Below are 21,185 nucleotides of genomic sequence, written 5' to 3' on the forward strand. Positions count from 1 at the left end.
AAACAGAAAGATCAACTGGTAGTAATCCGTACTGAACATATTATACATTATTTTCAGTATAGTTGAGCTTATTATTGACTAGAGTCATGCTCTCTTCAGGATCCTGGAAATTTCTTTGCTACCATCTCAAGTAGATGGCCTGCGGCTCAGATCCCCATCCTGCTAGCGGTTTCTCGTGCCTGTGACCTTGCCAACCGCCTCGCTGCAACAGGGTACCTGGTTTAAGTTGATCTGCGGTGCAAGTTTCCACCACTTGCCCTCGGTTCGGGAGCTGGCTTTCCTTTACACGCTGGCCGGGGCAGATTGCATTGATGTCGCTGCCGATCCGGCCATTGTGCGGGCCGCTCAAGAAGGGATCCAACGGGCACAAGCCGAAGATCCCCAGGCGGGGTTCCCTTGGTTGATGGTCAGCGTCAATGACGGCGAAGACGTGCATTTCCGCAAGGCGGTGCTGACGGCTCCTGTTTGTCCTGCCGACTGTCCTCAGCCTTGTTTGGCAGTCTGTCCTCCCCATGCCTTGACACAGGCAGCCCTTCCTGCTCAAGTCCACATCCAGACAGAGCTGTGCTACGGCTGTGGGCGCTGCGAGCCGGTTTGCCCCCACCGGCGCATTGCTACCTTCGGCTACCAAGTGGCTCTGTCAGAAGTCTTGCCGCCTTTGGTCGAGCTGGGCATTCAGGCGGTGGAGATCCACACCTGCATTGGTCGCCAGAGGTCATTCGAGCAATTGTGGGGATCCCTGAAGCCCTGGCTACCTCAGCTCCAGGCCATCTCGATTAGCTTTAACGATGGCCCAGGCCTAGAGGCTTACTTGAGGGATTTGCTGGCCCTCATGGATCCCTTGCCGGAGGTGTTGATCTGGCAGGTGGATGGCCGGCCTATGAGTGGGGATATTGGAGCTGGCACCGGCAAAGCTGCCCTAAAGTTGGCCGAGAAGGTGCTGAACATGGGCCTGCCCGGCTATGTGCAATTGGCGGGAGGAACCAATGCCCAAACGCTGCCGCTGTTGGATCCCCGGTGGCCGGTGGCGGGGGTAGCCTTCGGCAGCTATGCGCGACAGTTGGTGTCAGCCTATCTGGAAGGGCCAGCCCACAGCTCATCGGAGTCAGGATGGAATCCCGGATTGGTGGCAGGGATCCCGTTGGCCAAGCAGTTGGTGCAGCAAGTAAAGCGGCGATCCGTTGCTTTTAGGCAAACCTGTTTTTCCTGCGTTTAACGACGTTGCTCAGCCATGAGTTTCCCCGTACAGCCCTCAACCCCAAGTCCGTCGATGGATCCGGAAAGTGCTCCGCACCGCTTACGTGAACGTACCGGCTTTCCCGGCCAGGTTCAATACAGCGACGACCTGAGTAAGCTTTTGGATATCCTGCCTGCTCCGATTCGTGAGCGCCTAGAACAGCATCCCCACTTGGATCGATTGGTGGAGGTGGTGCTGGATTTGGGTCGCCGCCCCGAAGCCCGCTTCCCCGGCTTTGCCGATTACCTTTCAGAAGACGTGATCACCCGGGCCGACTTGGATCAGGTGATCAGCCGGGTTGGAGAGTTCAGCAGTGACAACCGCGCAGGCATTGCCTCTACCCTGCACCGGATCAGTGCCATCCGCAACCGCCAAGGCACGATCATCGGCCTCACCTGTCGGGTGGGTCGCTGCGTTATCGGCGTGATCAGCATGATCCGCGACTTGGTGGAACAGGGGCGCTCCATGCTGTTGCTGGGCCGACCGGGGGTGGGTAAAACCACGGCCTTGCGGGAGATTGCCCGTGTGCTGGCCGATGAGCTGGGCAAACGAGTGGTTATTATCGACACTTCCAACGAGATTGCCGGCGATGGCGATGTGCCCCACCCGGGCATTGGCCGGGCCAGACGGATGCAGGTGGCCAGCCCAGAGCTGCAGCACAAGGTGATGATCGAGGCAGTGGAAAACCACATGCCCGAAGTGGTAGTTATCGACGAGATCGGCACTGAACTGGAAGCTTTGGCCTCTCGTACCATTGCCGAGCGGGGGGTACAACTGGTGGCCACCGCCCATGGCAACCGCATCGACAACCTGATCAAAAATCCCACCCTCTCCGACTTGGTGGGCGGGATCCAATCCGTCACCCTGGGAGATGAAGAGGCGCGGCGGCGCGGCTCTCAAAAGAGTGTGTTGGAGCGCAAAGCCCCCCCCACGTTTGAGATTGCCATAGAGATGCTGGAGCGATCCCGCTGGGTCATCCACGAAGATGTGGCCGCCACTGTGGATCGCCTCTTGCGCAACCGCGAGCCCCTGACCCAAACCCGCAGTTTAGACGAACACGGCCAGGTGGTGATAGTGCGGAGCACCGCTGGCGCAAACGGGCGCCCGGCTCTATCTGGCCCCCAATGGCCCCCTGCCGGCAGCACAATCTCCGCAGCACGGGAGCGGGGAGGATGGCAACGCTCTGGACGGATGGAAGCTCTGCCTTCAGAGCCGCTTGAAAGTCGCTCGCAGCAGCAAGGAGAATCGGGTTTGCTCCTGGAGAGGCGAGAGGACTCCGTCCCGCTAACGCCGGCGGGATCCCGTCCTGCCGCTCAGGTGGTGGCCGAATCCAGAGTAGAATCCGGCTCTGACGAAGAAGAAGATTTGGACTGGGAGGGATCCGCCCTAGCCCCGACAGGACGGCAGCAGAATCCGGATGGGCCGCTGATGATCTACCCCTACGGAGTGAGCCGCTTCTACCTGGAGCAGGTGATCCAAACCCTGAAACTGCCGGCGGATGTCACCAAAGATCTAGACGAGGCAGACATTGTCTTGGCCTTGCGATCCCAAGTGCGTAGCCGTTCCAAGATCCAGCAGATGGCCCACTCCCGCCAGATCCCGATTCACACCGTCAAGGCCAATACTCTGATTGCCCTGGCTCGCGCCCTGCGCCATATTCTCAACATTGAAAGCGAAGAGGGATCCGATTCCGACCTGGAGCTGTTCATTCGCGCCAGCTCAGGTGATGAAACCGAAGCTCTGGAAGAAGCCCGCCTGGCGGTGGAGCAAATTGTCATTCCCAAGTCTCAGCCGGTGGAACTTTTGCCCCGTTCGCCTCTGATCCGCAAGCTCCAACACCAGTTGGTGGAACATTATCACCTGCGGGCTCAAAGCTTTGGGGAAGAGCCCAACCGCCGCTTGCGCATCTATCCCAACTAGCCCCACACGATAGCGCAGCCAATAGTCCAGCTCTAGAGAACCTCTATCCATTGAGCCGTCGTGGCCAGAGAGGGAGGACTCCGTCCCGCTTCTGTGAACGGGATCCTGGGCTAAGATTTGGCTACGCCAAGTGCGGTTCCCGCTGTTGCGACAGCGCTGCAGGTGTCGGCCCAGTGTCGTAGGTACAGCAGCAGGGTGCCCTGGGCATAGCACCATTTATTGCTATAGGGATAGCTAATGACTGCTACAGAAGTACGCTGGACCACTCGGGATATCGAGGCTCTTCCAGAGAATGAATGGATCCGCTACGAGATCATCGACGGAGAACTGCTGGTGACTCGCTCTCCTCATCACAAACATCAGCACATTATCGGGTGTTTGTTCTCCGCACTGCATCGGTGGTCGCTAGAAACAGGATTGGGAGAACCCTCAATCATGCCAGGGATCCTCTTTTCCGAATTTGATAATGTGTCTCCCGATGTTGTTTGGGTTAGTTATGAGCGGCTATCACAGATTCAAGATGAAGCAGGACATTTTCGGGGTGCCCCTGAGCTGGTGGTTGAAGTCCTATCACCTGGAAAAGTTCATAAGGATCGAGACCGCTTGGCAAAACGGAAACTCTACTCTGTGCATGGGGTGCAAGAGTACTGGATCGTCGATCGGCTGGCTCAGAGAGTAGGGGTGTATCGCAGACAACAGGCCCAGTTGGTCTTGGTAGAAACGCTGTTGGCTCAGGATGCGTTGTCTTCTCCCCTGTTGCCCGGCTTTGTCTGCACGGTTGCTGAGCTGTTTACCTCCCGACCCTAGGCTCCAGGCGTACAACAGCCGAAAGGGATCCCATCCCATCGGCCAAATCAATGAAGCAACCAAGATGCCTGCTGCTGCGTACTCTAGCCGGAAAAAGTGCGGCTTGGCCCTGGCCGAAACTGTTCCGGTGTAACAAAATGTTAAGGGCAGCATTTGTACCGGGATCCCTTCTGAAGGGGCCGGTCTTTTGCTGGCTCATGACCTACATTTCGCACACCTCCAAGGACACATAGCCATGTACAACAATCGTCGCGGTTTTCTTCGCTGGCTGGCTCTTGGTTTGGGCTCGTTGGTGGGTTGGTTACCTGGGTTTGCCCGGCGCCGTTTTGCCCTGGCCCAGGGAACTGCTTCTGGCTCTAAGGCTTCTGAGCCGGAGTTTGTGAAAGTTGCCACTCTGGCCGATCTCAAAGATGGCCCCTTCAAGGTGGAAAACGCCTTTGGGAAAAACACCGCCACCCTCTGGCTGGTCGGGGATCCGCAAAAAGAAGATTCTCTGCTGGCTTTGGATGCCGCCTGTCCCCATGCGGGGTGTGATGTGAACTGGCGGGGGGAGAACTTTGTCTGCCCCTGTCATGGCTCGGCTTTTGCTGCCGATGGCAGCCGTACCCGTGGCCCGGCCAAGGCAGACCTGGCCATCTACAAGGTCAAGGTGGAGAAGGGAGAAATTTTTGTAGCCAAAGCCTCATAAAGTTCTGGGCAGGCTGTGGGCTTTGAGGCCAGGCAAAAGGAGTCGGGTATCCGGATTGAGAAGACAATGGGCTGAGCTACCGAGGCTCTCCCTATGGCTCGTCCCTACCGCTATCTGTTCCTCTCCACCCCTGTTGGACCTCTGGGATCCGGGGCCGGTGGTGGGGTGGAGCTCAATCTTGCCAACCTGACGCGTGTCTTACTCCAGATGGGATCCCAAGTGCGGGTGTTGGCCCCTGTGGGATCCCGAATGGCGGAGTTGCCGGAGGAGGTGATCGAGCCGGTGGCGGGCCTTCCCCCGGCCTATGCGCAAACCCAGCGCCGCGATCAGCCGGTTCTGATCCACACCCCCTCTCTGCTGGCCAACCTGTGGCAGCGGGCTGCCCACCTGCAAGATCAGTTCGATCTAATCGTGAACTGGAGCTACGATTGGCTCTCGTTTTATTTGACGGATTTTTTCCGCACCCCGGTGGCCCACATTGTTAGCATGGGATCCCTCAGCGATGCCGTCGATCAGGCTCTAGAGCACATTGCCCATCGCTACCCTGGTCGGCTGGCGGTGCATTCGCGGGCGCAAGCCCAGACCTTTGCCTTTGCCCGAGCCGAGATGGCGGCAGGTCGGGATCCCTTTGTCTATCTGCCCTGCGGGGTGGATCTGCGCCTCTACGACTTTGTGCCCCAAGGGAATGGATCCCTGTGTTGGATTGGGCGCATTGCCTCCGAAAAGGGCCTGGAAGACTGTGCTGCCCTAGCCGAGAAGACGGGAAGGCCGGTGGTGATCCTAGGCCACCTGCAAGAGCCAGGCTACTGGCAGCAGATCCAAGAGCAGTACCCGCATGCCCAATTGGATTACCGAGGGTTTTTGCCCACCCCGCAAATGCAGCGGATCTTGGGGCAATGCTCAGCCTTGATCATGACCCCCAAGTGGGTGGAGGCCTTTGGCTTGGTGGCGGTGGAAGCTTTGGCCTGTGGCGTGCCGGTGATTACCTACCGCCGGGGTGGGCCCGCGGAAATTGTCAGCGATGGAGAAACCGGCTGGATCGTCGAGCCGGACAACGTGGCAGCTTTGGCAGAGGCTGTAGAGCGCCTAGATCACATCGACAGGAGCCGCTGTCGGCAACGGGCAGAAGAGCACTATTCCCTGGGCGCGATGGCAGAGCAGTTTCTGGCCTGGAGCAGGCAGATTGGCCGGGATCCCACCTGGGCAGCCCGCGAGGGAGGAGACAGGCAGTGGTACTATTAACTTACTTAATTCTGGCGAACTGTGTCAGACACGCAGCCCAACAACGGGAACGTTTTGACTTACGACGGGGAAACCATCATGACGACTGGGAAAGGATCTGTTGCGCTGGTGCGATCAGAGGTTCGTCGGCGGTCACAGGTTCTGGGAACGCAGGTGATCAGCCAGGGCAACGCAGCCCGGCTTGGGGTAGTCAGCGAAGTTTGGGCGGATCTGGAAGCCAAGCAGGTTCTGGTGCTGGGGGTGCTGGAAAAAGCCCTTGCCGGATCCCCCCGTTTGATGGAGCTGCGGCAAGTAACAGCGTTGGGTCAGGATGCAGTTCTTGTCCCCAGCGAAGAAGTTTTCGATAACTTGGATTTGGAGGGCCTGAGTCGCGTGGTTGGCAGCGAGGTGGTAACCGAAGAAGGGATCCGCCTTGGCAAAGTTAAAGATTTTGAGTTCAACTCCGTCTCCGGCATCATCACGGGTTTGGTGCTCTCCAACCTCGGCCTCACCTTTTTACCCGGCTTCATCCTCAGCACCTATCTGCTCTCCACTGACGAGATTGTCTCTGTGGGCGGGGATCGCCTTATTGTTGCCGATGGCGCTGAGACCCGCCTAACCCAACTGGCCAAGGGGATTTTGGAAACCCTGGGAATCGGCAAGCCCCCTTGGGAAGCCGGAGTTAGCCCTGCTCCTGCCCTGCCCAGTGCTGTCGAGAGTTCCGCCGTCGAGGAAGATTACGAAGAAGAATACGACGAGGAATACGAAGCCGAAGAAGAAGACGTTTACGCAGAAGAAGAGCCTGAACCTGAGCCGCAGCCTGTGCGTCCACGCCCGCCTGAGCCCGCACCCGCCCCCGAACAACCGGCTTGGGAACAGGAGTATGCCAAAGAAGAGGCCCCTCCTTCTGAGCCTGCCCCTCCTCCTTCCAGCTCCACTCCTGTGGATGGTGATCCCTGGGAAGATAAGGCCGGGGAGCCCACTTAAGTTGCCGGGCTTGTATCAACTCCCCTTTCCCCTCAGGGAAGTGGCTGGGGGTGGTCGCGTCAGCCGAGAGTACGGTCGTTCCCCCTGATGTCAGGGCTGCTTCTTGCGTCAATCCCCAGCTGTTTTCTTCCAAGGGGTGAAGGGATCCCCCATCTGTCTATCCCGGCAGGGCAGGATCGGCTTCGGCCAAGAAGCGCAAAGCCACCGACAAAAAGGTCTGCGGCGCTTCAATGTGCGGAAAAGCAGCCCCTGGCAACCGGTATATCGGCACCTCCGGGCGCAAGGTGCGATATCGCTCTGCCTGTTCTGGGCCGGTGAGGCGGTTCTGTTCTCCCCAGACCAGAACCATGGGCTTGGTCACCACGCGAAAGTCGTCTTCGATGGGCAAGTTGAGCTTGCCGGTGAGAAAAGAACGGGGGGCAAATTGAGCCCCCGCTTGGTGAGCTGCCCGGTAATAGTAGTCCACCACCGCCTCATCCAGGGCGTAGCTGGGGGAGCATGACTCTAGTCAATAATAAGCTCAACTATACTGAAAATAATGTATAATATGTTCAGTACGGATTACTACCAGTTGATCTTTCTGTTTACTTTCGAGTCTGCCAACATGGTAGCCAAAGCAAAGCAGAAAATTGGTAGTAAGACGACACGGAAACTGCGCTTTGGGTATTCTACTCAAAGCTTTGCGGGATACCGCCATTCTGTTTGGACTCCGTCCCGCTAACGCGAATGGAAACAAACAGAATGCTATCGCTGCATAGTTGAACAGTGATGTTCAGCAGTGTTCAGCGTAAATGTATCAGAACAAGCTCTGCTCTGTAAACAAGCGTACACTCCAGGGGGCGGTGATGCCGTTGTAGAAAGCCAACCCCAAAACGGGCAGGCTGAGAAATCCATAGGCAATCTGGGCCAAAGGGATCCCAAGGGCATCGGGGATGAGGCTGTTGTCTCCCAGAGGGGCGATGAGCAGCAGCTTCTGCCAATGGTGGGGCTGTAGGCGGGCCGAGCGCAGCACAAACCCTGCCGAGAGGGAATTGGCAATGACGTGACACGGTCGCCCGATCACCTGCTGGACAAAATCCCCGATCATCTCGGCATAGAGGCTGCCGGTGTACTTCAAATCTGGACGTTCTGAGTTGCCCCACCCCAACAAATCCAGAGCATAGACTTGATGGTGCTGCCCCAGCTCCGCCATAATGGCACGAAACTCATAGCTGGAGGAGCCTGCCCCAATGCCGTGCAACAACAACGGCTGGCCGGATCCCATGACCTTGTAAAACAGGCGATGGCCGCGCCAGAAGTGATGCCTTTCCTCTCCCGGCAGCAGGCTCTGCAGAGGCTGAGTTTGGGAAGAGATCCAAGCGTTGAAAACGGCTAGAGCACCCAAGCCGCCGACAGTAGTCCAGAGCCCGATCTTGAGAACTTGGCTCAGCTCTTTCATCCTCAGCAGCCTAGCTAGGGAACCTACTTTTTCTTAAGGCGGTAGGTGATGCGCCCTTTGTTGAGGTCATAGGGGCTCAGCTCCACCTTGACCCGGTCGCCGGGCAAGATCTTGATGTAGTTGCGGCGAATTTTGCCGGAGATATGAGCGAGCACGTTGAAGCCGTTGTCCAGATCCACTCGGAACATGGCGTTGGGCAGGGATTCGGTAACAACCCCCTCCATTTCAATGGCATCTTCCTTAGACAATGAGCCCTCCCAAAAACGACATAACAAACAACAGAACAATCCACAGCCGCGACGACACGCGCTGTTAAGAAATGAAAATATACTCCATCTCTTCTATCCTAACCGTTGCAGTCCTTCATCAGGGGATCCCTTAGGACTGAAAAGGCGTGCGATCGGTCAAAATTTCTGCTCCAGACTCGGTGACCAAGACCGTGTGCTCAAACTGAGCTGACCAAGAGCCATCTACTGTGACCACCGTCCATTGGTCTGGCAACACTCGGGTTGCCTCTCCCCCCGCATTCACCATCGGCTCAATGGCCACTGTCATGCCGGAGCGCAGCTTGGGATTGGGCAGATCGCGGGTGCGATAGTTGGGAAACTGCGGCTCCTCGTGCAGGTTGCGCCCCACCCCGTGACCGACATACTGCTTCACCACCGAGTAGCCCCGCCCCTCGATGTAATCTTCAATGGCGCCTGAGACATCCTGAAGCCAAACGCCGTGGCGCACGTGGTCGATGCCCGTCTGCAGGGCCTTGGCCGCTGTATCGATCAGATCCCGAGCTGCGTCGCTCAGGGGTTCCAGGCCGATGGTGATACAGGAATCCGCATGCCAGCCCTCGACGATGGCACCAAAATCCACTTTGACCACATCTCCCGGCTGCACCACTTTACGGGGACTGGGGATCCCGTGCACCACCTCATGGTTGACACTGACACAAACGCAGGCGGGAAAGCCGTAGTAGCCCTTGAAACTGGGCAAAGCATTGAGTTGGGCCACCCGTCTCTCAGCATAGGTATCGATATCTGCCGTAGTCCAGCCCGGCTCTAGGCGCTCCGCGATCTCCTGCAATACTTGGGCCACCACCCGACCGGCCCGCCGCATTTTCTCCACTTCGCGGCGAGATTTGATCTCAATAAGCTGCATGCCCCGCCGCTGGGAGGGATTTCCAGCTCCTGCTCTGATCACGCCGTCCTCCTAAAGCCTTCCAAAAGAGCCTGCAGATGTTCCTGTACGGATTCCATCGGCTGGTTGCCGTTGACCCGTTGCAAGCGCCCCTTGGCCTCATAAAAATCGATCAGGGGAGCCGTCTGCTGCCGATAGACCTCCAGACGCTTGAGAATCACCGACCGATCCGCATCATCGCTGCGCCCCTGTTCCTTGCCCCGGGCCAGCAGCCGGGCCACCACCACCTCATCCGGCACCTCCAAGTTGAGGACGTAGTCATAATCTTGGCCCAGCTCTTGCAGCAGCTCTTCCAAGGCCTCTGCCTGGGCTAAGGTGCGAGGAAATCCATCTAGGATCCAGCCCTGCTCTGGAGATTGCTGCAACTGCCCCTTCACCATTCCGATCAGCACCTCGTCAGGCACCAGCTCTCCCGCATCCATGTAAACCTTGGCCTGGCACCCCAGGGGCGTTTGGGCTTTCACCTCGGCCCGCAACAGATCGCCTGTGGAAATTTTGGGCGTGTGGTAGATGGCCGCCAGCCGCTCCGCCTGTGTACCTTTGCCCGCCCCCGGCGGCCCCAGAAAGATCAACCTCGGCACTACTGTTTGACCATCCCTTCGTAGCGTTGTGAGATGACATAAGTCTGGATCTGCTTGGAGGTCTCGATCGCCACCCCCACCAAAATCAGTAGCGAGGTCGCCCCCAAACCTTGGAAAGTGGTGATGCCGGTTGCCCGTTCCACCGTCGTCGGGATGATGGCCACCGCGCACAGGAACAAAGCCCCCAGCAGCGTCAGGCGGTTGAGGATCCCTTCGACATACTCGGCAGTGGCCTTGCCCGGGCGTACCCCTGGAATGCTGGCCCCCATCTTCTTCAAGTTTTGAGCCAGATCCACCGGGTTGATGAGCAAAGAGGCGTAGAAGTAGCTGAAGAAGAGGATCAGCACGAAATAAAAAGGAATGTAGAACCAGGAGGTGGGGGATAGGAAGTTGGCCACTTGCACCAAAGTCAGGTTTTGGGTGTACTGGGCCAGGGCCAGAGGCAGGGACATCACCGAGTAGGCAAAGATGATCGGCATCACCCCCCCTTGGTTTAGCCTCAGGGGCAGATAGCTTTTCTGCTCGCGGAACAGCTTGTTGCCCACCTGGCGCTTGGCGTAGACGATAGGGATCTTGCGGCTGCCTTCTTGGACAAAGACAATGCCGACAATGGTGACCAAAAAGATTGCCAGCAACAGCAAGATGCCACCGATGGTGCTGCTATCGGCACGGGCCAGGCTAATAGTCTGTCCGAGGGCACGGGGCAGAGTGGCAACAATGTTGACGAAGATCAAGAGCGAAGGGCCACTTCCCACCCCTTTCTCCGTGATCATCTCTCCCAGCCACATCACAAACAGGGATCCCGCCGCCAGAGCCAGGGTGGTGGAGGCCATGAAGGCCAACTCATTGGTGGTACTGGCAAACTCCCGCACCCAAAAGGAAATGCCAATGCCCTGGATGATGGCCCAAACCAAGGTGACATAGCGGGTGTATTGAGAAATCTGCCGCCGCCCCTGTTCTCCCTCGTTTTTCTGCAGGTTCTCCAAGGCTGGAATGGCCGAGACCAGCAACTGCATGATAATTGAGGCATTGATGAAGGGCAGGATCCCAAGGGCGAAAATTCCCAAAGCAGAAATCCCCCCGCCGGAGAAGACATCCAGCAAGCCAAACACAGGGCTGTTGGCAGCTTCGGCAGCAAAGCGGGCCCGATCGATACCGGGAATGGGGATGTAAATGCCCAGTCTGACCAACAGCAGCAAGCCCAAGGTGAGAAACAGACGGCTGCGCAGGCCAGAGGCCATAGCCATCTGCATAAAGGTCTCTTGGGCAGAGGGGGCGGAACCTCGTGTGTCAACCATAGGGAAGAGAATCTCGCGGGAGCAAAGGGCAAGGTTAGCTATCTACCACTCTACGCTGCTGGTGGAGCAGTCGGCAAAATCAAAGCAAAATCAAAAAAGTGCAACTCAGCGCCACCCGGCAGAAGCTGGCCAGAGCAGCGGGAAGGGGCGGTCTAGGATCCCAAGATTTCCACCCGACCTCCGGCTGCCTCGATCTTGGCTTTGGCTGAAGCGGTAATAGCCGCCGCCCTGATCGTCAGGGGCACGCTGACTTCCCCATCTCCCAAGATCTTCAGCGGGCCATCGTTGGTGGTGACGATCCCTCGTTCCATCAGGCTTTCCAGGCTGACCTCGCTGCCGGCAGGCAGATCCGCCAAGGCGCGCAGGTTGACCAGGGTGTATTCCAGACGCCGCGTGTAGCGGGGGAAATGCTTAAGCTTGGGCAAACGCCGGTAGAGGGGAGTCTGGCCCCCTTCAAAGCCGGGTCGTGTACCACCCCCCTTGCGGGCCTTTTGCCCCCGCATCCCCTTGCCACAGGAGGCCCCCTGCCCGGCAGAAACGCCACGACCTAGCCGCCGCCGCCGCCGCGTCGAACCTGCTTGAGGCCGAATGTCTTCCAGTCGCATGTCTACCTCTAGCTCACTTGCTCAATATCACCTGTCCATCACTTGCCCAATAGGCGGCGCACATCGATGTCTCGGTCTTGGGCCACCTGCTTAAAGGTACGCATCCGCCGCAGCGCATCGATGGTGGCACGGGCATTGTTGAGGGGGTTGCTGGATCCCAGTTGCTTGGCCAAGCTGTTGCGTACACCCGCCAGCTCCAGAACGGTGCGGACTGCCCCCCCTGCAATGACGCCTGTGCCAGGAGCTGCTGGCATGACCAAGACAGTGGCACCGCCGCCTGCCCCCTGCATGGGATGGGGTACGGACAAACCTTTGGTGAGGGGCACCTCAATCAGGTGTTTTTTACCGTCCACAACTCCCTTGCGCACTGCTCCGATCACATCGTTGGCTTTGCCCACGCCAACCCCGACTTGGCCCCGCTCGTTGCCGACCACCACCACAGCGCGGAAGCTCAACTTCTTGCCGCCCTTGACCACCTTGGTGACGCGGCGAATCTGGATGACCCGCTCTTGCCACTCGGTGGGTTGCTCTTCGCGGTTTTTTTTGCTTCTGCGACGTTCCCTCTGCTCAGCCATGTGCTATGTCCTCAGTAGCTAGAACTGTAACCCTGCTTCTCGGGCAGCTTCTGCCAAAGCCTGAACGCGCCCGTGATAGAGCTTGCCCCCCCGATCGAAAACCACGCGGGAAATGCCCATCTGTAAGGCTCGTTCGGCAACTGAGCGGCCCACCAAGGCAGCCGCTTCTTGAGTAGCCGTCCCGGTTTCTTTGAATTTTTCGCGCAGCTCCGTGTCCAAGGTGGAGGCGGAGGTTAAGGTATGCTGGGCTACATCGTCGATCACCTGGGCGTAGATGTGTCGATGGGAGCGAAACACGGCCAGGCGAGGCCGCTCGGCAGTGCCAAAGACCTTGCGGCGAATGCGTCGATGACGACGTTGGGTGGTGATTTTGCGGCTGGTTTTCATAGGACTCCGTCCCGCTTTCGCAATGGGCTATTTACTTCTTCGCTTTCCCGGATTTACCCGCCTTGCGGCGAACTTGTTCCCCTAGATAACGGATCCCTTTCCCCTTGTAGGGCTCCGGAGGCCGGACGGCTCGGATGCGGGCGGCAGTATTGCCCACCAGTTCTTTATCTGTGCCTGAGACAACAATGATGTTGTTTCCCTCAACGGCAATTTGGATGCCGGGGGGAAAGGGGATCTCCACAGGGTGACTGTAGCCAACGTTCAAAACCAACTTGCTGCCTTGGATGGCAGCCCGGTAGCCCACGCCCACCAATTCCAGCCGCCGCTCAAATCCCTTGGACACTCCGTCTACCATGTTGGCGACCAAGGTGCGGCAGAGGCCGTGCAGTTGGCGGGCAGGACGAGAATCGTTGAGACGGCTGACCGTGAGCATCTGAGCGTTTTGCTGGACTGTGATCAAGGGCGGCAAACTGCGGGACAGTTGACCTTTCGGGCCTTTCACTGCAATGTGTTGGCCGTCGATCTGGATCTCCACCTTGGCAGGAAGGGCGATGGGGCGTCTACCGATACGGGACATGGGAAAAACTCCTGACCAGAGAAAACTTAAGGTCTAGTAGACAAGACAGAGGACTTCACCACCAATGCCCTGCTTACGAGCCTCCCGGTCGGTCATGATGCCGTTGGAGGTGGAGATGATGGCGATCCCAATTCCTCCCAGCACTCGGGGCAGCTCTTTGTGGTTGCGGTAAACCCGCAGGCCGGGTCGGCTCACCCGCTTTAAGCCATTGATGATGGGCCTGCAGTTGCGGCCTTTGCCCTTGTACTTCAATCGCAACACCACTCGGGCTTGGATCCCTTCTCCCTCCTCCTTCCATTCGCTGACAAACCCTTCCTCATGAAGAACGCGAGCGATGCTGCGGGTCATGCGTGTGGCCGGAACTGCCACCGACTCGTGCCGAGCCATGGTGGCATTGCGAATGCGGGTGAGCATATCGGCGATCGTGTCGTTGGTGTGGGCCATCGGTGGGTCAGTGCTCCTCGGAAGATCGATGCAGATCAAGAAAAGTCAGGGTGGGCAACCTAGGAGGCAAAGGGCATGCCAAACGCTTTGAGCAGGGCACGGCCCTCTTCGTCGGTTTTAGCAGTGGTCACAATTGAAATATCCATACCTCGCAACTGATCTACAGAGTCATAGTTGATTTCGGGAAAAATCAGTTGTTCGCGGATGCCCAGGGTGTAGTTGCCTCGTCCATCAAAGGCTTTGGGGCTGACGCCGCGGAAGTCACGGATACGGGGCAGAGCAATGTTGATCAGGCGATCCAAAAACGCATACATGCGCTCCCGCCGTAGGGTTACCATCAGGCCAACCGGCATGCCCTTGCGAATCTTGAAGCTGGCAATTGCCTTTTTGGCGCGGGTGATCACCGGACGCTGACCGGTGATGGCGCTGATCTCGGCAATGGAGGATTCCAGAGCCTTGGCATTTTGGGAAGCTTCCCCCAAGCCGCGGTTGATCACGATCTTCTCCAGGCGGGGCACCTGGTGGATGTTGGTGTAGCCCAACTCCTTTTGCAGCTTGGGGACAATGACGGTGTTGTAGTGGATTTGCAGACGCTGGGGCATGGTGGCTTCTCCTTGTGGCTCTGGGCTGGGTCAGAGCCAAACCAATGGTGGAAAGGGATCAAAAGCTTAGTCGAGAATCTCACCCGTTTTCTTAAGGACGCGAACCTTGCGACCATCGGCGGTGATTTGATAGCCGATACGGCTGGCCACCTCCTGCTTCTTGGAATAGGCCATCACTTTGCAGACGGGAATGGGAGCTTCCTTGGTCTCAATCCGGCCACTTTCCCCTTCTCGCTGAGGTTTGCGGTGGTAGGTAACAATGTTAACCCCTTCCACCAAAACCATGTTGCGTTCGGGAAAAACGCGCAGCACCTCGCCGATTTTGCCTTTGTCATCGCCGGAGATCACCTGAACGGTATCCCCTTGCTTGATACGCATTTTGTAGCGCAGGCTGTTGCGGTGCTTGCGAATGCCCGGTCGCCGAACTAAGCGCCGAATTTGGCTGGGTTTGAGGGGGCGAACCATCAGAGTACCTCCGGGGCCAGGGAGATGATCTTGGTGAAGTTTTTCTCCCGCAGCTCACGGGCTACAGGGCCGAAAACGCGAGTTCCACGGGGGTTGCCGTCGTTGTTGATGATCACGGCGGCGTTGTCGTCGAAGCGGATGCACATGCCGTCGGGGCGACGTACCGTATCGACGGTGCGGATGACAACAGCCTTGACAACATCGGATTTTTTGACGGGCATGTTGGGCAAGGCATCTTTGACGACGCCGATGATCACATCGCCCAAGCTGGCGTAGCGACGGCCACTGCTGCCCAGCACGCGAATACACATCATCTTGCGAGCACCGGTGTTGTCGGCCACCGTCAGCATAGTTTGCTGCTGAATCATAGTTTCTTCACCTCCCTCAGGATTTCGGCAACTTGCCAACGCTTGGTGCGGCTAAGGGGACGGGTTTCCGTGATGCGCACCAGATCCCCTTCTTGACAGCGGTTTTCCTCGTCGTGGGCCTTAAACTTCTTGGTTTTGACGACGATTTTGCCGTACTTCGGGTGAGCAACTCGATTTTCCACAGCAACAACCACCGTTTTTTGCATCTTGTTGCTGACAACAATGCCAATCTTCTCCCGAACAGCCATTACTCCTCCTTGGTTGGGCGTTTGCCCCGCTTACGCTCTCCCTCCACAGTTAGTAGTTGCGCCAGCTTGTGTTTGCGCAGCCGGATGAGATGGGGCTGGTTCAACTGCCGCGTGGCCTGCTGCAAACGCAGCTCAAACAGCTCTTTCTTGACGGCGTAGATTTCGTTGCTCAGCTCTTCGTCCGATAAAGCACGGGCATCAGCAATTTTGGGCATGGGCATGGCTGAACTCTCCTCATACACTGCTGGTGGCCACCTCTGAAGCCGTTGCCTGGGCGGGCTCTGGCTTTTCAAAGTCGGCTTTGGTTACAAACTTGACCTTAATGGGCAGCTTCTGGGCAGCAAGGCGCATGGCCTCGCGGGCGATGGGCTCTGCCACTCCCCCCATTTCGAAGAGGATACGGCCCGGCTTGACGACACAAACCCAGTACTCAGGGTTGCCTTTGCCGGATCCCATGCGGGTTTCCGCGGCTCGCTGGGTAACGGGCTTGTCGGGAAAGATGCGGATCCAGATTTGGCCACCCCGCCGGACGTAGCGGGTCATGGCCCGACGGCTGGCCTCGATCTGTCGAGCTGTAATCCAGGCGGGTTCTAGGGCCACAAGGCCGTATTCCCCAAAGTTGATGCGGTTGCCACGGGTCGCTTTGCCTTTCATGCGCCCGCGCTGTTGCTTGCGGTACTTGGTGCGTTTGGGGCTTAACATGGCCGTTCCTTAAGTCAACTGCGATAGGGATCCCTGGACGTTCCGGTGTTGGCCCTCAGGCCTCCTGAGCCGAGCGATCTTCAAAGGTGGGCCGCCGCCGCTGCTGCCGACGTTTGGGCTGTTGCAGGGGAAACTTCTGTTCGTGGCGTTCCTGCCCGGGCAGAACTTCCCCTTTGAAGACCCAGACCTTGACCCCGATGATGCCGAAAGTGGTGTGGGCGAGGTGCTCGGCGTAGTCGATGTCGGCCCGCAAAGTATGCAAAGGGATCCGCCCCTCCCGCGTCCATTCGGTGCGGGCAATCTCGGCCCCGTTCAGACGCCCGGCAATTTGGATTTTGATCCCTTGTACACCTGCCCGCTGGGCCCGTTGGATCACCTGGCGCACGATGCGGCGAAAGGCAATCCGCCGTTCCAACTGTTGGGCAATGTTTTCCGCCAACAAGGTCGCCTCGGCATCGGCACGGGTGACCTCTACTACATTGATGCGAATGGTTCGCTCGCCACCACCTCGTGAACCAGGGCTTTGTCCCGCTAGCGCGGACAGCTCTTTCTGTAGACCTTGGCGCAAAGTCTCTAGGCTGGATCCGCCCCGACCCACAACTACCCCAGGGCGAGCAGCCCGGATCTCCAGGTCAATTTGATCCGCTTTGCGCTCGATTTGGATATCGGCCAAACCAGCACTGCTCAGTTGCTTGGTCAGGTAGGTGCGAATCTGGTCGTCCTCCTGTAACAAGGCTGGGTAGCGGGCCGGATCGGCAAACCAGCGGCTGCGATGCTCCTTAATCACGCCGAGGCGGAAACCGGTGGGGTGGATCTTCTGTCCCATGGTGGTGTCGGTTGAAGGGTAAAGGGCTAGAAATACAGGAGGTTAAGAGGCCGTCGCCGCTTCAGCTTCCTCTATGGGCCGGACGGCGATGGTGATGTGACAGGTGCGCTTGCGAATGGGGTAGGCCCGCCCTTGGGCGCGGGGGCGAAACCGTTTCAGGACGGGCCCCTGATCAGCATAGGCCTGGCTGATCACCAGATCCCGGGGATCCAAGCCGTTGTTGTGCTCTGCGTTGGCCACCGCCGAGCGCAGCACCTTACGAACCGGCTCACAGGCAGCGTAGGGCATGAACTCCAAAAGAATCAGGGCATCGGCATAGGTGCGCCCACGGATCTGATCCAACACCCGCCGCACTTTAAAGGGGGACATGCGGATATAGCGGGCTACCGCTTTAACCTCAGGGGATGAATCGGCCATGGCCCTCTCCTTGCCTACTCGATACTTTTCTGTTCGTTATTCCTCTCAACGGCGAGCGGCTTTTTTGTCGCTCCCCGCGTGACCGCGGAAGGTACGGGTGGGAACGAATTCCCCCAGCTTGTGACCCACCATCTGATCGGTGATGTAGATGGGCACGTGTTGCTTGCCGTTGTGAACGGCGATGGTGTGGCCGATCATGACCGGCAAGATGGTGCTGGCCCGCGACCAGGTCTTGATCATGTGCTTCTCGTTGCGCTCGTTCATCTTCTCCACCTTGAGAAGCAGCTTGGCATCCACAAAGGGGCCTTTTTTCAGCGAACGTCCCATAAGAACCTCAACCGTTTGATAAGCAATTCACTGTCGAAAAAGCTTCGGGGAGCGAATGGCCAGCGGCTACTGAGCAGCCCTTCCGCCCTTGTCTCGACGGCCCCCGCGACGACGACCGCGCACGATGAACTTGCTGCTGGGCTTGTTGCGTTTGCGGGTCTTGTACCCCAGGGTGGGCTTGCCCCAAGGGGTGACAGGGGTACTGCGGCCTATGGGGGCTCGCCCTTCCCCGCCGCCATGGGGATGATCCACAGGGTTCATCACCGAGCCACGCACCTTGGGACGGCGCCCCAACCAACGGCTACGACCCGCCTTGCCCAGGCTGATGTTGTTGTGGTCAACGTTGCCCAGTTGGCCGATGGTGGCGTAGCACTCGCCGCGGATCATGCGGACTTCGCCGGAGGGCAGCTTGAGGGAGACATATTTGCCTTCTCTGGCCACCACTTGAGCGCCAGCCCCGGCGGCGCGAACGATCTGCCCGCCGCGACCGGGATACAGCTCCACATTGTGAACCACCGTTCCCAAGGGGATCCGCTCCAGGGGCATGGCATTGCCGATCTCAAAGGGGGCCTCTGGCCCGGCCATGATGGTGGATCCCACCTGTAGGTTGCGGGGAGCGAGGATGTAGCGTTTCTCGCCGTCTTCGTATTCCACCAAGCAGATGTGGGCACTGCGGTTGGGATCGTACTCGACGGTTTTGACAGTCGCCGGGATCCCCCGCTTGTCGCGACGGAAGTCGATGATGCGGTAAAGCCGCTTGTGGCCACCACCGCGGTGCCGGCAGGTGATGACGCCACGGTTGTTGCGCCCTTTCTTGCGGTGAATAAATTGCAGCAGCGACTTTTCCGGTCTGGGCCGCTTGCCGTTCTCGTCACGGGACAGCTCCTCGAAGTCAGAGACCGTCATGTGACGGGTGCTGGGGGTGTAAGGTCGGAGAGTACGAATGCCCATGGCTCGGGTAGGGGTGGGGGATGGGATGACAACAACTCAAAAAGGGGGGTTAGGTGTCCGGGAAGAGGGTGATGGAATCTCCCTCGGCCAAGGTCACAATGGCTCGCTTGGGACGGGTGCGATAGCCAACGAAGCGGCCCACCCGCCGCTGCTTGCGCGGGGGCTTCAGGGTGTTGACGGAAGTAACTCGCACGCGGAACATTTCTTCGACAGCAGCTCGGATGAGCGGCTTGGTGGCAGTGGGCAGCACTTCAAAGACGTATTTGCGCTGCTCCATCAAGGCGGTTGCCTTTTCGGTGATGACGGGGCGCAACAGGACGTCGGCCAGGATCCGCTTGCTCTCAGTCATCGCTTTCCTCCTCTGCTGGGGCTGTTTCGGCCTCTTCTGCAGTTGGCGGCTCTACTCCTTGAGCCAGTTCTTCTGCTGGATCTTGGGGCTCTTCGGTTTGCTCTTCTGGCCCCTGCGGATCTGCTGGACGTCCTTGGAGGGCAGCTTGGTTTTCCTGGGCCTCAGGTTGGGCTGGGGTTTGCTCTGCTTCCTCGTGTTCGCTTTCTGGAACGGCCTGATCTTCCGGCCCATCTCCGGGCAGGGCCTGATCTTCGGCTATGTCGGCCTGAGGTGCATCCTCAGAGGGAGTCTCCAGAACTGCCGGCGCAGCGTCGGATCCCCAACGGGCCTTGAGCTGCTCTAGGGCAGAAACGGTGATCAGCACCCAATCGACGTTGAGCAGATCGAAAACGTTGATCTGATCCAGGCCGATCAGCTTAACGCGGGCGATGTTGCGCACGGCCCGCTCTACGGCTTCCGAGCGTTCGGCAACGATGAGCAGAGCCGATTGATCTTCCATCACCCCCCAGCGCAGCAAAGCCTGGGCCACAGCACGGGTTTTGGGCGGGTTGAGCTGCTCCTGGAAATCCTCCACGACGATCAGGTCTTCCACCCGACTTTGCAGAGCGGTGCGCAGGGCCAGTTGCCGTTCTTTGCGGTTCATGGCCAGGTTGTATTCCCGCTTGCGGGGGCCGAAGATCACCCCCCCTTTGCGCCAAAGTGGGGAGCGGATGGAGCCGGCACGGGCCCGACCGGTGCCTTTCTGCTTCCAAGGCTTGCGACCGCCGCCGCGCACCTCAGCTCGGGTCTTGGTGTGGGCGTTGCCCTGACGAGCATTGGTCATCTGCCGGCGCAGTGCCAGATAGAGGATGTGGGCGGCTGTTTCGGGACGAGCAACTTTAAGGCTCAGCTCCGCGCTGCCCACCGTTTCCCCTTGCCAATTTTTCACCACACAACTTGCCATGGTTCCCTCGTCTTTGCGGATGCGGGTCAGCCTTTGCCAGGGATCCCTCCTTAGCGCTTGTTGCCCACCTGCTTGGCAGGGGTGATCTCCAGCAGCCCTCCTTCTACCCCGGGCACGCAACCCTTGATCACCAGCAGATCCCGCTCTGGATCCACCTGCACCAACTGCAATTTGCGGGTGGTGACTCGGCCACCTCCCAGCCGCCCTGCCATGCGCATCCCCGGAAACACGCGGCCTGGGGTTGTGCCGGCGCCAATGGAACCCGGTCGGCGGTGGTTTTTGGAGCCGTGGGACATGGGGCCACGACCGAAGTGGTGGCGCTTTTGATAGCCGGCAAACCCTCGCCCGATGGAGGTACCTGCCACATCCACCAACTGGCCGGGGGAAAACATCTCGACGGTAATTTTCTGCCCCAATTGGTAAGCTTCCGGCTGATCAACGCGAAACTCTCGCAGGTGGCGCAGCAGCTCTGTCACCCCTGCTTTGGTGAGGTGGCCCCGCTGCGCCCGCGTGAGATGCTTTTCGGCAGTGGGCAAGTAGCCCAACTGAATGGCGTTGTAGCCATCTGTGGCTTGGGTTTTGATCTGGGTCACGGTGCAAGGCCCCGCCTGCACGACAGTGACCGGAATGGCCAGCCCTTCTGGAGAGAAGATCTGGGTCATGCCGACTTTTCTTCCGAGGATGCCAAGTGCCACAAGAACCTCCAATCGAGCCTGCACGACTCGTTTTCATCAACTGAGAGCCAGCTCACTCCGACAATCGGCTAGCCGTCCGCGAAGCGGGCCGTAGGCCAATGGCTCAGTTAGCCGGATGGATAGGCATACAGCAATAGCGTGGCAGCAGGAAGCTCAAGACAAAGCTGAGTCTGCCGGCTGAGGCGAAAGAGCAAGGTAGGGATCCCCCGAGGCCAAGTTCAGCGCCGGCAACGCTGAGCCTTTTGCTTAGTTCACCCCCAAAGCTGCACGCCAAACTGCTTTTGTTGAGAGCTGCTCAGACTTACCTGCTAAAGAGGCAGTATCTGGTGTAGCAGC

Annotated in this window: 30 protein-coding genes; 6 read left to right on the top strand and 24 right to left on the bottom strand. The window is 58.5% G+C overall.

Annotated features, from left to right (window positions below; genetic code table 11):
- The first annotated feature begins 175 nt into the window (after positions 1-175).
- The 6 genes from ACVWXE_RS04625 to ACVWXE_RS04650 all read left to right on the top strand — a co-directional run bounded on the left by ACVWXE_RS04625 (position 176) and on the right by ACVWXE_RS04650 (position 6,860).
- Entirely contained in the window at positions 176-1,216 is a 1,041-nt protein-coding gene (locus tag ACVWXE_RS04625; protein ID WP_457489704.1) for a Light dependent period protein LdpA domain-containing protein, read from the top strand.
- 54 nt (positions 1,217-1,270) lie between these two features.
- On the top strand, positions 1,271-3,157 hold the full coding sequence (locus ACVWXE_RS04630; protein WP_457489731.1) for a R3H domain-containing nucleic acid-binding protein: 1,887 nt from the start codon (positions 1,271-1,273) through the stop codon (positions 3,155-3,157).
- Positions 3,158-3,394: 237 nt separating this feature from the next.
- Positions 3,395-3,964 (top strand): Uma2 family endonuclease, encoded by a 570-nt coding sequence (locus ACVWXE_RS04635; protein ID WP_457489705.1) that lies wholly within the window; start codon positions 3,395-3,397, stop codon positions 3,962-3,964.
- Positions 3,965-4,199: 235 nt separating this feature from the next.
- Complete coding sequence (locus tag ACVWXE_RS04640) at positions 4,200-4,652, top strand: QcrA and Rieske domain-containing protein (RefSeq protein ID WP_457489706.1); 453 nt, start codon at positions 4,200-4,202, stop codon at positions 4,650-4,652.
- Positions 4,653-4,745: 93 nt separating this feature from the next.
- Complete coding sequence (locus tag ACVWXE_RS04645; RefSeq protein ID WP_414384084.1) at positions 4,746-5,894, top strand: glycosyltransferase; 1,149 nt, start codon at positions 4,746-4,748, stop codon at positions 5,892-5,894.
- A gap of 108 nt (positions 5,895-6,002) precedes the next feature.
- Complete coding sequence (locus ACVWXE_RS04650; RefSeq protein ID WP_238376801.1) at positions 6,003-6,860, top strand: PRC-barrel domain-containing protein; 858 nt, start codon at positions 6,003-6,005, stop codon at positions 6,858-6,860.
- 157 nt (positions 6,861-7,017) lie between these two features.
- Here ACVWXE_RS04650 and ACVWXE_RS04655 read toward each other — a convergent pair whose 3' ends face one another.
- The 24 genes from ACVWXE_RS04655 to rplC all read right to left on the bottom strand — a co-directional run bounded on the left by ACVWXE_RS04655 (position 7,018) and on the right by rplC (position 20,849).
- The gene (locus ACVWXE_RS04655) at positions 7,018-7,329 is read right to left on the bottom strand and encodes an alpha/beta fold hydrolase (RefSeq protein WP_414332241.1); all 312 of its coding nucleotides are present in this window, start codon (positions 7,327-7,329) and stop codon (positions 7,018-7,020) included.
- A gap of 327 nt (positions 7,330-7,656) precedes the next feature.
- Positions 7,657-8,298 carry an alpha/beta fold hydrolase gene (locus tag ACVWXE_RS04660; RefSeq protein WP_457489707.1) on the bottom strand — a complete coding sequence of 214 codons (642 nt, stop codon included), beginning with the start codon at positions 8,296-8,298 and terminating at the stop codon, positions 7,657-7,659.
- A 23-nt stretch (positions 8,299-8,321) separates the two neighbouring features.
- Positions 8,322-8,546 carry a translation initiation factor IF-1 gene (infA, locus tag ACVWXE_RS04665; protein ID WP_011434173.1) on the bottom strand — a complete coding sequence of 75 codons (225 nt, stop codon included), beginning with the start codon at positions 8,544-8,546 and terminating at the stop codon, positions 8,322-8,324.
- A gap of 130 nt (positions 8,547-8,676) precedes the next feature.
- Complete coding sequence (map, locus tag ACVWXE_RS04670; RefSeq protein ID WP_414349590.1) at positions 8,677-9,450, bottom strand: type I methionyl aminopeptidase; 774 nt, start codon at positions 9,448-9,450, stop codon at positions 8,677-8,679.
- Positions 9,451-9,488: 38 nt separating this feature from the next.
- On the bottom strand, positions 9,489-10,070 hold the full coding sequence (locus tag ACVWXE_RS04675) for an adenylate kinase (RefSeq protein WP_011434171.1): 582 nt from the start codon (positions 10,068-10,070) through the stop codon (positions 9,489-9,491).
- Positions 10,070-11,368 (bottom strand): preprotein translocase subunit SecY, encoded by a 1,299-nt coding sequence (secY, locus tag ACVWXE_RS04680; RefSeq protein WP_414412798.1) that lies wholly within the window; start codon positions 11,366-11,368, stop codon positions 10,070-10,072. The genes ACVWXE_RS04675 and secY overlap by 1 nt, the downstream gene beginning before the upstream one ends.
- Positions 11,369-11,520: 152 nt before the next feature.
- Entirely contained in the window at positions 11,521-11,973 is a 453-nt protein-coding gene (gene rplO / locus ACVWXE_RS04685; RefSeq protein ID WP_414349592.1) for a 50S ribosomal protein L15, read from the bottom strand.
- A gap of 38 nt (positions 11,974-12,011) precedes the next feature.
- Positions 12,012-12,548, bottom strand: coding sequence for a 30S ribosomal protein S5 (gene rpsE / locus ACVWXE_RS04690; RefSeq protein WP_011434168.1), 537 nt, complete (start codon positions 12,546-12,548; stop codon positions 12,012-12,014).
- A gap of 18 nt (positions 12,549-12,566) precedes the next feature.
- Positions 12,567-12,935 (bottom strand): 50S ribosomal protein L18, encoded by a 369-nt coding sequence (gene rplR, locus ACVWXE_RS04695; RefSeq protein ID WP_414349593.1) that lies wholly within the window; start codon positions 12,933-12,935, stop codon positions 12,567-12,569.
- Positions 12,936-12,966: 31 nt separating this feature from the next.
- Positions 12,967-13,512 (bottom strand): 50S ribosomal protein L6, encoded by a 546-nt coding sequence (rplF, locus tag ACVWXE_RS04700; RefSeq protein WP_011434166.1) that lies wholly within the window; start codon positions 13,510-13,512, stop codon positions 12,967-12,969.
- Positions 13,513-13,545: 33 nt separating this feature from the next.
- The gene (gene rpsH / locus ACVWXE_RS04705) at positions 13,546-13,956 is read right to left on the bottom strand and encodes a 30S ribosomal protein S8 (RefSeq protein ID WP_011434165.1); all 411 of its coding nucleotides are present in this window, start codon (positions 13,954-13,956) and stop codon (positions 13,546-13,548) included.
- A gap of 59 nt (positions 13,957-14,015) precedes the next feature.
- On the bottom strand, positions 14,016-14,558 hold the full coding sequence (rplE, locus tag ACVWXE_RS04710; protein ID WP_414328930.1) for a 50S ribosomal protein L5: 543 nt from the start codon (positions 14,556-14,558) through the stop codon (positions 14,016-14,018).
- A 66-nt stretch (positions 14,559-14,624) separates the two neighbouring features.
- The gene (rplX, locus tag ACVWXE_RS04715; protein WP_011434163.1) at positions 14,625-15,023 is read right to left on the bottom strand and encodes a 50S ribosomal protein L24; all 399 of its coding nucleotides are present in this window, start codon (positions 15,021-15,023) and stop codon (positions 14,625-14,627) included.
- Positions 15,023-15,391, bottom strand: a complete 369-nt coding sequence (rplN, locus tag ACVWXE_RS04720) for a 50S ribosomal protein L14 (RefSeq protein ID WP_011434162.1) — start codon at positions 15,389-15,391, stop codon at positions 15,023-15,025. The genes rplX and rplN overlap by 1 nt, the downstream gene beginning before the upstream one ends.
- Positions 15,388-15,639 (bottom strand): 30S ribosomal protein S17, encoded by a 252-nt coding sequence (gene rpsQ, locus ACVWXE_RS04725; protein WP_011434161.1) that lies wholly within the window; start codon positions 15,637-15,639, stop codon positions 15,388-15,390. Before rpsQ ends, rplN begins: the two co-directional genes overlap by 4 nt.
- On the bottom strand, positions 15,639-15,860 hold the full coding sequence (gene rpmC, locus ACVWXE_RS04730; RefSeq protein ID WP_011434160.1) for a 50S ribosomal protein L29: 222 nt from the start codon (positions 15,858-15,860) through the stop codon (positions 15,639-15,641). The genes rpsQ and rpmC overlap by 1 nt, the downstream gene beginning before the upstream one ends.
- A gap of 13 nt (positions 15,861-15,873) precedes the next feature.
- Complete coding sequence (gene rplP / locus ACVWXE_RS04735; RefSeq protein ID WP_011434159.1) at positions 15,874-16,341, bottom strand: 50S ribosomal protein L16; 468 nt, start codon at positions 16,339-16,341, stop codon at positions 15,874-15,876.
- Between the two features lie 55 nt (positions 16,342-16,396).
- Positions 16,397-17,167, bottom strand: a complete 771-nt coding sequence (gene rpsC, locus ACVWXE_RS04740; protein WP_011434158.1) for a 30S ribosomal protein S3 — start codon at positions 17,165-17,167, stop codon at positions 16,397-16,399.
- A 42-nt stretch (positions 17,168-17,209) separates the two neighbouring features.
- Positions 17,210-17,584, bottom strand: coding sequence for a 50S ribosomal protein L22 (gene rplV / locus ACVWXE_RS04745; RefSeq protein WP_011434157.1), 375 nt, complete (start codon positions 17,582-17,584; stop codon positions 17,210-17,212).
- Between the two features lie 45 nt (positions 17,585-17,629).
- On the bottom strand, positions 17,630-17,911 hold the full coding sequence (rpsS, locus tag ACVWXE_RS04750) for a 30S ribosomal protein S19 (RefSeq protein ID WP_414331934.1): 282 nt from the start codon (positions 17,909-17,911) through the stop codon (positions 17,630-17,632).
- A 66-nt stretch (positions 17,912-17,977) separates the two neighbouring features.
- Positions 17,978-18,862, bottom strand: coding sequence for a 50S ribosomal protein L2 (gene rplB / locus ACVWXE_RS04755; RefSeq protein ID WP_414349595.1), 885 nt, complete (start codon positions 18,860-18,862; stop codon positions 17,978-17,980).
- A gap of 49 nt (positions 18,863-18,911) precedes the next feature.
- Positions 18,912-19,211, bottom strand: a complete 300-nt coding sequence (locus ACVWXE_RS04760) for a 50S ribosomal protein L23 (protein WP_011434154.1) — start codon at positions 19,209-19,211, stop codon at positions 18,912-18,914.
- Positions 19,204-20,154, bottom strand: coding sequence for a 50S ribosomal protein L4 (gene rplD / locus ACVWXE_RS04765; protein ID WP_457489708.1), 951 nt, complete (start codon positions 20,152-20,154; stop codon positions 19,204-19,206). The genes ACVWXE_RS04760 and rplD overlap by 8 nt, the downstream gene beginning before the upstream one ends.
- 50 nt (positions 20,155-20,204) lie before the next feature.
- Positions 20,205-20,849: a 50S ribosomal protein L3 gene (rplC, locus tag ACVWXE_RS04770; RefSeq protein WP_011434152.1), complete on the bottom strand. Its 645-nt coding sequence runs from the start codon at positions 20,847-20,849 to the stop codon at positions 20,205-20,207.
- Positions 20,850-21,185 lie beyond the last annotated feature (336 nt).

It is taken from the genome of Thermostichus sp. MS-CIW-41 (assembly GCF_054058915.1).

Coding starts and splice junctions, on each gene's coding strand:
- secY (WP_414412798.1), bottom strand. CDS start 11,368: ATGGTTGACACACGAGGTTCCGCCCCCTCTGCCCAAGAGACCTTTATG.
- rpsC (WP_011434158.1), bottom strand. CDS start 17,167: ATGGGACAGAAGATCCACCCCACCGGTTTCCGCCTCGGCGTGATTAAG.
- rpsE (WP_011434168.1), bottom strand. CDS start 12,548: ATGGCTGAGCAGAGGGAACGTCGCAGAAGCAAAAAAAACCGCGAAGAG.
- rplE (WP_414328930.1), bottom strand. CDS start 14,558: ATGCCCCAGCGTCTGCAAATCCACTACAACACCGTCATTGTCCCCAAG.
- rpmC (WP_011434160.1), bottom strand. CDS start 15,860: ATGCCCATGCCCAAAATTGCTGATGCCCGTGCTTTATCGGACGAAGAG.
- rplP (WP_011434159.1), bottom strand. CDS start 16,341: ATGTTAAGCCCCAAACGCACCAAGTACCGCAAGCAACAGCGCGGGCGC.
- rplO (WP_414349592.1), bottom strand. CDS start 11,973: ATGCGACTGGAAGACATTCGGCCTCAAGCAGGTTCGACGCGGCGGCGG.
- rpsS (WP_414331934.1), bottom strand. CDS start 17,911: ATGGGACGTTCGCTGAAAAAAGGCCCCTTTGTGGATGCCAAGCTGCTT.
- rplB (WP_414349595.1), bottom strand. CDS start 18,862: ATGGGCATTCGTACTCTCCGACCTTACACCCCCAGCACCCGTCACATG.
- rpsQ (WP_011434161.1), bottom strand. CDS start 15,639: ATGGCTGTTCGGGAGAAGATTGGCATTGTTGTCAGCAACAAGATGCAA.
- ACVWXE_RS04640 (WP_457489706.1), top strand. CDS start 4,200: ATGTACAACAATCGTCGCGGTTTTCTTCGCTGGCTGGCTCTTGGTTTG.
- ACVWXE_RS04630 (WP_457489731.1), top strand. CDS start 1,271: ATGGATCCGGAAAGTGCTCCGCACCGCTTACGTGAACGTACCGGCTTT.
- rplD (WP_457489708.1), bottom strand. CDS start 20,154: ATGGCAAGTTGTGTGGTGAAAAATTGGCAAGGGGAAACGGTGGGCAGC.
- rplN (WP_011434162.1), bottom strand. CDS start 15,391: ATGATTCAGCAGCAAACTATGCTGACGGTGGCCGACAACACCGGTGCT.
- ACVWXE_RS04635 (WP_457489705.1), top strand. CDS start 3,395: ATGACTGCTACAGAAGTACGCTGGACCACTCGGGATATCGAGGCTCTT.
- rplV (WP_011434157.1), bottom strand. CDS start 17,584: ATGGCCGATTCATCCCCTGAGGTTAAAGCGGTAGCCCGCTATATCCGC.
- rpsH (WP_011434165.1), bottom strand. CDS start 13,956: ATGGCCCACACCAACGACACGATCGCCGATATGCTCACCCGCATTCGC.
- rplF (WP_011434166.1), bottom strand. CDS start 13,512: ATGTCCCGTATCGGTAGACGCCCCATCGCCCTTCCTGCCAAGGTGGAG.
- rplR (WP_414349593.1), bottom strand. CDS start 12,935: ATGAAAACCAGCCGCAAAATCACCACCCAACGTCGTCATCGACGCATT.
- map (WP_414349590.1), bottom strand. CDS start 9,450: ATGCAGCTTATTGAGATCAAATCTCGCCGCGAAGTGGAGAAAATGCGG.
- ACVWXE_RS04660 (WP_457489707.1), bottom strand. CDS start 8,298: ATGAAAGAGCTGAGCCAAGTTCTCAAGATCGGGCTCTGGACTACTGTC.
- ACVWXE_RS04760 (WP_011434154.1), bottom strand. CDS start 19,211: ATGACTGAGAGCAAGCGGATCCTGGCCGACGTCCTGTTGCGCCCCGTC.
- rplX (WP_011434163.1), bottom strand. CDS start 15,023: ATGGTTCGCCCCCTCAAACCCAGCCAAATTCGGCGCTTAGTTCGGCGA.
- ACVWXE_RS04645 (WP_414384084.1), top strand. CDS start 4,746: ATGGCTCGTCCCTACCGCTATCTGTTCCTCTCCACCCCTGTTGGACCT.